We start from the raw sequence: 9,104 nt of genomic DNA, 5'->3' as shown, positions 1-9,104 counted from the left end.
GAAATCCGAAAGGAAGAAGAATCCCACCGGGCGATCTTCTTCCTTTCGGATTTCGCGCTTCGAATTTCGTGCCTACTTGAGGGTTACTTGAGCGCGTCCTTCAGGGCCTTGACCGGGCGGAGCTTGACCTGGTTGTAGGCCGGCTTCGGCTTGGTGACGTACTCGGCCCCGGTGAGCCGGTTGATCTTCTTCTCGCCGCCCTTGACGGCGTCCTTGCGGGTGACGGTGACGCGGCACAGGTTCGGGAACACGAACTTGCCCGGCCCCTTCGTCGCGACCTCGCCCTTGATGACCTCGATGATCTCGTCGAGCACCGCGTCGACCTGCTTCTTGGTGATCTCCGCCTTCTCGGCCAGGCGGGCGACGAACTGCGACTTGGTCATCGCCTTCTTGGGTGCGGCCTTCTTCGCGGGAGCCTTCGCCATGACGTGATCTCCGAAAGTGTGTGAGTGGTCGGTGAAACTGCCTGAAAACTAAGGTGTTTCGCAGGGGTCGTCAACAAGACAACGCGATTTCCCTTGAAATATCCAGCTTTTTCCCGCCCGCGCCCCGCCGTCAACCGATTTCTCTCGGGATTTCGAGGGCTTTTCGCCGTCACACCCCGCACGTCCGGCACGGTGCGCGCCCCGCGGGGCCGTTCGCGAACCGCCCGACCGCTGCGACCGTCCCTTCCAGCGGCCCGCCCCGGAGGGAACCCCGTGAACCTGCTCTCGCGTGCGTCGCTGTTCGCCCTCGGGCCGCTGGTGTCGCACGCCTGCCGGGCGGTCGGGGTCGCGGCCGTCGGCGACGGGGCGCTCGCCGTCTCGCGGTTCGTCGCCGACCGCGTGAGCGACCAGAGCCTACGGGTGGTCGAGGCGCTCGCGGCCGCGTCGGAGCGGGCGTGGCGGTCGCTCGAAGTCGCTCTCGCGGGCGAGTCGCTCGCAACCGCCCTCGACCGCGCCGAGGACCGGGCGCTCCGCGAGCAGGTTCGCCTGTTCGTGCTGAAGGCCCAGCTCGACGGCCGCGCCGACCCGGACCCGGACTTCGCCCCGCGGTGCCTCGCCGAACTCCGCGTGGCCCGGGACCGCGGAGCGACGACGGGCGGCGTGGACCCGGACTCGTTCGGCGACCTCACCCGGTTCGCCGACCCGGCCGGGCTGCTCGCCGCCGAGTGGAAGGTGGCCGACGACCTCGCGGGCGAGTTGGGGGCCGGCGGGTTCCCGACGCTCGCGGTGCTCGTGGCGCTGCGGCCGCCGGGTGATCCCGCCGCCGTGCCGCTGCTCGCCGCCACCGTGCGGCACCACTTTCAGCGTGTGATCGAGAACGACCAAAAGCTGTTCCAAGGGCTCGCGTTCGCGCAGTTGGAGCGCATCGGCCGCTCGCAGGAGCAGGGGGCCGCGAAGCTCGCCGAGCAACTCGCCCGCATCGAGGGCCGGCTCGGAGAGTTGCACTCGACGCTCGCCCCGAAGCCGCCCGAGCCGGTCGTTCACCCGCGCGAGATGGCCCGGCCGGTCGTTCCCGAGGGGCAGTCGAACGGCGTCGTCGCGGTGTCGCCGGACGGCGCGGTCGCCGCGTGCGGGTCGCCGTACGACGGCAAGGTGCGGGTGATCGACGCCGCGACCGGGAAGGAACTGCGGCGGCTCGCGGGGCACGCTTCTTGGGTGACGTGCGTGGCGTTTTCTCCCGATAGCAAGCGCATCGCGTCCGGCGGCCGCGACGGGGCCGTGAAGCTGTGGGAACTGGCGACCGGCCGGTTGGTGCGGACGGTCGCACTCGCCCGCACGGTGCCGGCGGTGCTGGTGTTCGGCCCGACCGGGCGGGCGCTAACCGCGACCGGCGAGGACGGGTCCGAGCGGACGTGGTTCGTGTGACCGGGGCGGCGCGGCCCGACGCGCCGCTACTTTGACGTCACCTCGAAGTCGGCGACGTTCTCGCCCGGCTTCACCTCCACGGTCAGCTCGGACCTGGTGTTGAACTTCGCGGCGACGGCCTCGACCATCTCCTCGGCCGTGTCGCCCTTCGGGGCGAGCGGCTTCTGGACCGCCTTGCCCGACCGCTTGAGGCCCCGGACCTCGACGCGGTGCGGGCCGACCGCAGGGCCGGCCGCGGCCGGGACCGTGTACCGCCCGTTCGCGACGGCGGCGAACACGGCCTGCCCCTTCACCCCGTCGGCGGGGCGGAACATGACGGTGCCGGCGTGGAGCGGTTCGCCGTCCAGCCGGACCTCGCCGGTGATCGGGTTGTGGTCGCCGGCCGGCTCGCCGCACCCCGCGAGGGGCGCGACCAGGAGCAGGGACAGTGCGATTCGCGGGTTCACGGCGGCCCCCCTCAAAAGTCGCCGACGGGGCTGCCGTCGGCGATCCACCCGAGCCGCTGCCACGTGTTCGCGTCGATCCCGTTGGGGACGAACCGGACGCTGCCGTCGCACAGCACCACGTTGACCCCGCCGGCGTGCCGGCTCCGAGGGCTGGCGAAGTTGGCGTCGTCGCTCCCGGCCGTGCACGGGAGGTTCATGCCGGGCTTGTTCCGGCTGTTGTCGCCGGGGCAGAACGAGGCGTTCCAGCCGATGAAGTTGTCCGGGCTCGGGGAGTTCGGCGAGAGGGTCACGTACAGGAACTTCGCGCCGGCCCGGTTCGTGTACATCATGCCGCGGCAGTCGGCCTCGTCGAGCCCCTTCAGGTACTCGGCGACGGCCATGGTGTTACTGGTGCCGTCGGTCACGGCCGCGATCGGGACGCTGACGTTGTACCGGAACACCGCGGCCTGCGCCGGGTTGGGCACGGCCAGCCCGTCGCCGTCGTTGAACCCCGAGAAGACGCCCAGGTAGTTGCTCGCGGTCATCTTCGGCGCGCCGCTGCCGAAGGAGCCGAACGTCTTGAGCGGGCTCCCGACCCCGTCGCTGGGGCACAGGAACACCGGCACCGGCTTCTCGAGGACCGGGTTGGCGGTCCAGTCCCCGGGCGAGCTCCACGGGTTGCCCAGGTCGTACCTCCCGCCGCGGACCGCGTCGTGGTAGTTGTTCAGCTCCAGGAACGGGAGCAGGTAGTGGAGCAGGTACGGCCACTCGTACCCGCCGGTGGCCGCGTCGTCGGCGTAGGAGAACCGGACCTTCGACTTCACCCCGGGCGGGAACGTGCCGACCGCGGAGTGGTACGAGTGCATCGCGAGGCCGATCTGCTTGAGGTTGTTCCCGCACTTCAGGCGGGCCGCGGCCTCGCGCACCTTCTGCACGGCCGGCAGCAACAGGCCGATCAGGATCGCGATGATCGCGATGACGACCAACAGCTCGATGAGCGTGAAGCCGTGGCGTGGTCTGGCGCGGCGGGGGCACATGGCGGGACCCGTGAGGGGATTGGGGCCGGCGGGGGCGGGGGGGGCATGAGCATACCCGAGGCCCGCGGGCGTGCCAAGGCCCCGCGGGCGGTTCTTCGAAACCCCGGCGGAACGTGCGATCGGCCCGTCTCCCCATCGTCGCCGGGTCCATATCATCTCCCTGACAGTACCCACTCACACGGCGAGGCACCTATGGCCGAGTTCACCCCGCTTGACGTCACGTGCGTCAACACGATCCGCACGCTGGCCATGGACGCGGTCCAGAAGGCCAACTCCGGGCACCCGGGCGCGCCGATGGGCCTCGCCCCGGTCGCGTACACCGTGTGGAACCGGTTCCTCACCTACGACCCGGCCCACCCGCTGTGGCCGAACCGCGACCGGTTCGTGCTCTCGAACGGCCACGCCTCGATGCTCCTGTACTCGCTCATCCACCTCGCCGGCATCAAGAACGTCGACGAGCACGGCAAGACGCTCGACGAGCCGTCGCTGCCGCTCGAGCAGCTCAAGCACTTCCGCCAGCTCAACAGCAAGACCCCGGGCCACCCCGAGCACGAGTACACCGCCGGCGTCGAGACCACGACCGGCCCGCTCGGCCAGGGCGTCGGCAACGCTGTCGGCATGGCCATCGCCCAGAAGTGGATCGCCGGGTACTACGGCCGGCCCGGGTTCGAGGGGCTGTTCGACCACCGCGTGTACGCGATCTGCGGCGACGGGTGCATGATGGAGGGGGTCGCGTCCGAGGCCGCGTCGCTCGCCGGGCACCTCAAGCTCAACAACCTCACGCTAATCTACGACGACAACACCATCACCATCGACGGGCACACCGACCTGGCGTTCAGCGAGAACGTCGCGGCCCGGTTCGAGGCCTACGGGTGGAACGTCCTCCGGGTCAACGACGGCAACGACCTCGACGGCATGCAGAAGGCGCTCGACGGGGCGAAGAAGAGCACCGACAGGCCGACCCTGATCGTCCAGAAGACCCTCATCGGGTACGGCGCGCCGAACAAGCAGAACACCCACGGGGCCCACGGCGAGCCGCTCGGGCCGGACGAGATCAAGCTCGCGAAGAAGGCCTACGGGTGGCCCGAGGACTCGAGCTTCCTCGTGCCCGACGGCGTGTACGACCACTTCAAGGCCGGGATCGGCAAGCGGGGCGGCGACGCCTTCGCGGCGTGGACCAAGCAGTTCGCCGAGTACAAGGCGAAGTTCCCGGAGCAGGCCGCGCAGCTCGAGGCGATCGAGCGGCGCGAGCTGCCCCCGGGGTGGGACAAGGGCGTCCCGGTGTTCCCGGCCGACGCGAAGGGGCTCGCGACCCGCGAGAGCTCGGGCACGGTCATCAACGCGCTGGCGAAGACCATCCCGTGGATCGTCGGCGGGTCGGCCGACCTGAACCCGTCCACGAAGACGTTCATGAAGGGCGAGGGGACGTTCACCGCGACCACGCCGGCCGGCCGGAACATCCACTTCGGCGTCCGCGAGCACGGCATGGGCTCGATCATGAACGGCATGGCGCTTGCGGGGCTGCGGAGCTACGGCTCCGGGTTCATGATCTTCTCCGACTACGGCCGCCCGCCGATCCGCCTCGCGGCCATCATGAACCTGCCGGTCTTCTACGTGTTCACGCACGACAGCATCGGCGTCGGCGAGGACGGGCCGACGCACCAGCCGATCGAGCAGATCATGTCGCTCCGGGCCATCCCGGGGCTGATCGTGCTCCGCCCGGGCGACGCGAACGAGGTGGCCGAGGCGTACAAGGTCGCGGTGCAGTCGAAGCACGCCCCGGTGGTGCTGGCGATGACCCGGCAGGCGCTCCCGACGCTGGACCGCACCAAGTACGCCCCGGCCTCGGGGCTCGCGAAGGGCGGGTACGCGCTCAACGACGTGCCGAAGCCCGACGTGCTCCTGATCGCCACCGGCAGCGAGGTGGCGCTGGCCCTGGACGCGGGCGAGAAGCTCGCGGCCGAGGGGATCAAGGCCCGGGTGGTGAGCCTGCCGAGCTGGGAGCTGTTCGACAAGCAGTCGCAGGAGTACCGCGACTCGGTGCTGCCGCCGTCGGTCACCGCCCGCGTGTGCGTCGAGATGGGCGGCGCGTTCGGGTGGGAGCGGTTCGCGGGCCTGACCGGCGCGATCATCGGCATGCGGTCGTTCGGCGCGTCGGCCCCGCTCAAGGACCTGCTCCCGCACTTCGGGTTCACCACCGCCGCCGTCGTCGCCGCTGCGAAGAAGCAGGTCGGGAAGTAAGTTCAAAGTTCGTCGGGTTCAAAGTCCGACGGTGCCCGTGCAACGGGCCACCGTCGGGGGGGGCCGCCGGGCCCCCCCGGGGGGGGGGGCGCCCCCCCCCCCCCGCCGCCCCGGGTGGCGCAAACCCCCCCCCCCGGCGCGGCCCACCCCCTCGCTGGCGCTCAGGGTTCGCCCAAACCCGCTGCTCGTGCCGCGGCTCCAGGTTTTGACCTTTGAACTCGAAACTGGCCGCTACGCGTCGCGCACCGCGCCTATCGCGTCGGCCCGGTTCGGGAAGATCCGCAGGACGCGGTCGAGCTTCGTCAACTCCACGATCACCTTCACGCCCGACGTCAGGTTGCACAGCGCCACCCCGCCGCCCTCGGACTTCACCTGGTTCGACAGCCCCACCAGCAGCCGGATGCCCAGGCTCCCGATGTAGACGAGCCCCTGCAGGTCGAAGACGAACTTGCGGAACCCCGCGGCGTGCTGCGCGTGCAGTTGCGGCCCGAGTTCCTCCGTCGCCAGCGGGTCGAGCGTCCCCGTCAGCGCCGCGACGCACACGCGGCCCGTCGGGTCGGCCTCGAACTGCGAACTGAACTTGGTCGTGCTCACTTTCGGTGCCCTCGCTCGGTCTCGGGGTGGCGGTCGGTGTGTGTGATCGCTCTGCCGTCATGGTATCGCAAACGTGCCGGCCGCGCGACCGGGGGCCGTGAGTTTCCGACCGGTGGCACAGGCCTCTGGCCTGTGTTCGCTTTCACAGGCCAGAGGCCTGTGCCACCCAGACACGGAGGGTATAACTGAAGCACCCTCTCTCCCGCGGAGCCCGCCATGTTCCCCGCACTCGTCGTCCTCGGGTTCGCGATCCCGGTCCCGCCGTCGCCGTCCCAGGCCGCGGTCGCGGCGGCGCTGCCGAAGCTCGTCGCCGGGATGCGGGGCCACGCCGAGCAGAAGACGTGCTTCGCGTGCCACAACCAAGCGTACCCGCTGCTGGCGCTCTCGGCGGCGCGGGCCGCCGGGCACGAGGTGCCGCGGGAGTTCCTGAAGGCGCAGGGCGAGCACATCGCCGGGTTCCTCGCGGCGAACAAGGACCGGTTCCGCGACGGCCGCGGGACCGGCGGCGCGGCCGCGACCGCGTCGTTCGCGCTGCTCGCGCTGGACCTCGCCGGGTACGAGCCCGACGACGCCACCGCCGCGGCCGCCGAGTACCTCGCGAAGTTCCCCGGCGACCGCGACCACTGGCGGACCACGTCGAACCGGCCGCCGACCGAGGCGAGCGACTTCACGATCACCTACGCGTCGATGCGGGCGCTGCGGCGGTACGGTGCGGCCGCCGACCGCGACCTCGTCACCCGGCGGCGCGACGCGGCCCGCGAGTGGCTCGTGAAGACCCCCGCGAGGGACACCGAGGACCGCGTGTTCCGGCTGCTCGGGCTGAAGGAGGCCGGCGCGCCCGAGAAGGAGGTCGCCGCGGCCGCGTTCGATCTGGTCAAGGCGCAGCACCCGAGCGGCGGGTGGGCGCAACTCGACGGCGGCGAACCCGACGCCTACGCGACCGGCGAGGCGCTCTTCGCACTGCACCACGCCGGCGGGATGAGGTCCGGCGCGCCGGCGTACCGTGAGGGGGCAGCGTTCCTCCTGAAGACGCAGCAGGCGGACGGGACGTGGCGTGTGAAGACCCGGAGCAAGCCGTTCCAGCCGTACTACGAGAGCGGGTTCCCGTACGAGAAGGACCAGTTCATCTCGATCGCCGCGACCGGCTGGGCGGCCGCGGCGTTGGCGGCGAAGTGACTGGAAGCTCGCGGGAGAGCGCGCGGGTGTCGGGCGGAGCCACGGTACCCCGCCCAACGCCCGACCCGTTCCGCCACCGCTTCTTCTCCCGGATCTGCTTGGTTCTGGTGGGGCAGACATTCTTGTCTGCCTCCAGTCGCCTCACGAGGCAGGCACGAATGCCTGCCCCACCAAGGGCAACTGATCCACGTGATCCGGGATGAGGCTTCAAACTTTGAACTCGAACCGGGGTCACTGCCCCCGCAGCACGACGAAGTCGACCCCGCCGCTGGGCCGCAGGACGTGCAGCACGGCCCCCTTCTCGCGGCTCGCGCGTTCCACCGCCGTTCGGAAGTCGTCGGGCGTCGCGACCGGGAACCGGTCCACCTGGATCACGAGCATCCCGCGGCCCACGCCCGACTGCGCCGCGAGGCCGTTGGGCGTCACGGTCGCCACCTGAACCGCCCTCGCCCCCTTCGGCAGCCCGAGCTTCGCGGCCGCGTCCGCGGTGACCTCGGCCACCGTCAGCCCGAGCGCGTCGAGGCTCATCGCGGCCTGGAGCGGCGGCCCCGGGGCCGCGCCGGCGGCGGGCGCGACGTCGAGTTGCTCGACGGGCGTCACGCGGGTCTGGAACGCCTGCCCGTTGCGGACCACGACGACGGCCGCGGGCTGCCCGGCCGGCGCGGCAACGACCGCCTTGAGCATCTCCCGCGGGGTGGTCACGACCTGCCCGTTGAACGCGGTCACCACGTCGCCGACGCCGAGGTTGGCCGCCTCGCCGGGCGACTTCGCAACGATCTCCGTGATCACCACGCCGCCGCCGGGCTTGAGCTTGTTCCGCGCGGCCGCGTCGTCGTCCATCTCGCGGACCTGCACCCCGATCGACGGGCGCTTCACGGCCCCGTTGCGGATCAGGTCGGCGGCGACGGCGTCGGCCAGCTTGCCCGACACCGCGAGCCCGACCCCCTGGAACCCGCCGCTGCGGGTCTTGATCGCGGACGACAGGCCGATCAACTTGCCCTCGGTGCTCACGAGCGGGCCGCCGCTGTTGCCGGGGTTCACCGCCGCGTCGAACTGGATGAAGTCCTCGACGACGTTCACGTTCAGGTTCTGCCGGCGGGTGGCGCTGACGATCCCCTGCGTGACCGACCCGGTGAGCCCGAACGGCGCGCCGAACGCCAGCACGCGGTCGCCCGGTTCCATCGCGACGCTGTCGCCGAATTCGACGAACGGGAACGGGGCCTTGTCCTCGATGCGGACGATCGCGAGGTCGGTCTTCGGGTCGCGGCGGATCTCCTTCGACGGGAACTTCCGGCCGTCGGCCAGGGTGACCTCGACGGTGGCGGTGTCGGCGACGAGGTGGTTGCAGGTGAGGACGATCCCGGCCGGGTGGATGAGGACGCCGGAGCCGAACCCCGGGTCCGGGTCGTCGAGCTTCGGGCGGGCCTTGGCCTTCCCCTCGATGACGACGACCGCCGGGGCGACCCGCTTCACGACCGGTGCGTACGAGTTCCAGTCGCGGGGCAGGGCCGGGCCGCCGAGGGGCTCGGGCACCGGGACCGGGGCGGGGGCCGGGGGCTGGCCGACGAGCCGCGGGCCGAACGCGAGGCCGCCGAACAGGCCGAGCGCGAGGCACGCGGCCGTTCGCCGTGAGGGGGCGGAAAGTGACATGGTGCCGACTCCGAGGTGTGCGCCGGGTGACGACGCATTCTACCGCACGGGCGAGGTGGGGGCGCGGGAGAGGGGAGTTGGGCGAACCCCGAGCGCGAGCGAGGGGGTAGCGCTACCCCCTCGCTCGCGCT

General features: G+C 71.3%; 8 protein-coding genes. 3 read left to right on the top strand and 5 right to left on the bottom strand.

Annotated features, from left to right (window positions below; genetic code table 11):
• Positions 1-83: 83 nt before the first annotated feature.
• Complete coding sequence (locus tag ACTIGN_RS13095; RefSeq protein ID WP_439624472.1) at positions 84-425, bottom strand: HU family DNA-binding protein; 342 nt, start codon at positions 423-425, stop codon at positions 84-86.
• A gap of 273 nt (positions 426-698) precedes the next feature.
• On the opposite strand from ACTIGN_RS13095, the gene ACTIGN_RS13090 reads away from it, so the two are divergent.
• A complete protein-coding gene (locus ACTIGN_RS13090; RefSeq protein WP_439624471.1) occupies positions 699-1,850 on the top strand; it encodes a WD40 repeat domain-containing protein in 1,152 nt (383 codons plus the stop codon).
• A gap of 26 nt (positions 1,851-1,876) precedes the next feature.
• On the opposite strand, the gene ACTIGN_RS13085 is transcribed toward ACTIGN_RS13090, so the two are convergent.
• Positions 1,877-2,296 carry a hypothetical protein gene (locus ACTIGN_RS13085; RefSeq protein WP_439624469.1) on the bottom strand — a complete coding sequence of 140 codons (420 nt, stop codon included), beginning with the start codon at positions 2,294-2,296 and terminating at the stop codon, positions 1,877-1,879.
• Positions 2,297-2,307: 11 nt separating this feature from the next.
• The gene (locus tag ACTIGN_RS13080) at positions 2,308-3,312 is read right to left on the bottom strand and encodes a DUF1559 domain-containing protein (RefSeq protein ID WP_439624467.1); all 1,005 of its coding nucleotides are present in this window, start codon (positions 3,310-3,312) and stop codon (positions 2,308-2,310) included.
• 192 nt (positions 3,313-3,504) lie between these two features.
• On the opposite strand from ACTIGN_RS13080, the gene tkt reads away from it, so the two are divergent.
• A complete protein-coding gene (tkt, locus tag ACTIGN_RS13075; protein ID WP_439624465.1) occupies positions 3,505-5,553 on the top strand; it encodes a transketolase in 2,049 nt (682 codons plus the stop codon).
• A gap of 231 nt (positions 5,554-5,784) precedes the next feature.
• Here tkt and ACTIGN_RS13070 read toward each other — a convergent pair whose 3' ends face one another.
• Positions 5,785-6,147, bottom strand: a complete 363-nt coding sequence (locus ACTIGN_RS13070; RefSeq protein ID WP_439624463.1) for an STAS domain-containing protein — start codon at positions 6,145-6,147, stop codon at positions 5,785-5,787.
• Between the two features lie 216 nt (positions 6,148-6,363).
• Between ACTIGN_RS13070 and ACTIGN_RS13065 the strand changes: the two genes are divergently transcribed.
• On the top strand, positions 6,364-7,323 hold the full coding sequence (locus tag ACTIGN_RS13065; RefSeq protein WP_439624462.1) for a hypothetical protein: 960 nt from the start codon (positions 6,364-6,366) through the stop codon (positions 7,321-7,323).
• Between the two features lie 231 nt (positions 7,324-7,554).
• On the opposite strand, the gene ACTIGN_RS13060 is transcribed toward ACTIGN_RS13065, so the two are convergent.
• Complete coding sequence (locus ACTIGN_RS13060; RefSeq protein ID WP_439624460.1) at positions 7,555-8,973, bottom strand: trypsin-like peptidase domain-containing protein; 1,419 nt, start codon at positions 8,971-8,973, stop codon at positions 7,555-7,557.
• Positions 8,974-9,104: the final 131 nt, after the last annotated feature.

The organism is Gemmata sp. (genome assembly GCF_051859125.1).
Taxonomy (GTDB): domain Bacteria; phylum Planctomycetota; class Planctomycetia; order Gemmatales; family Gemmataceae; genus Gemmata.
The sequence above is the reverse complement of the archived record's forward strand: the minus strand, read 5'-3'. Positions and strand labels throughout refer to the sequence as shown.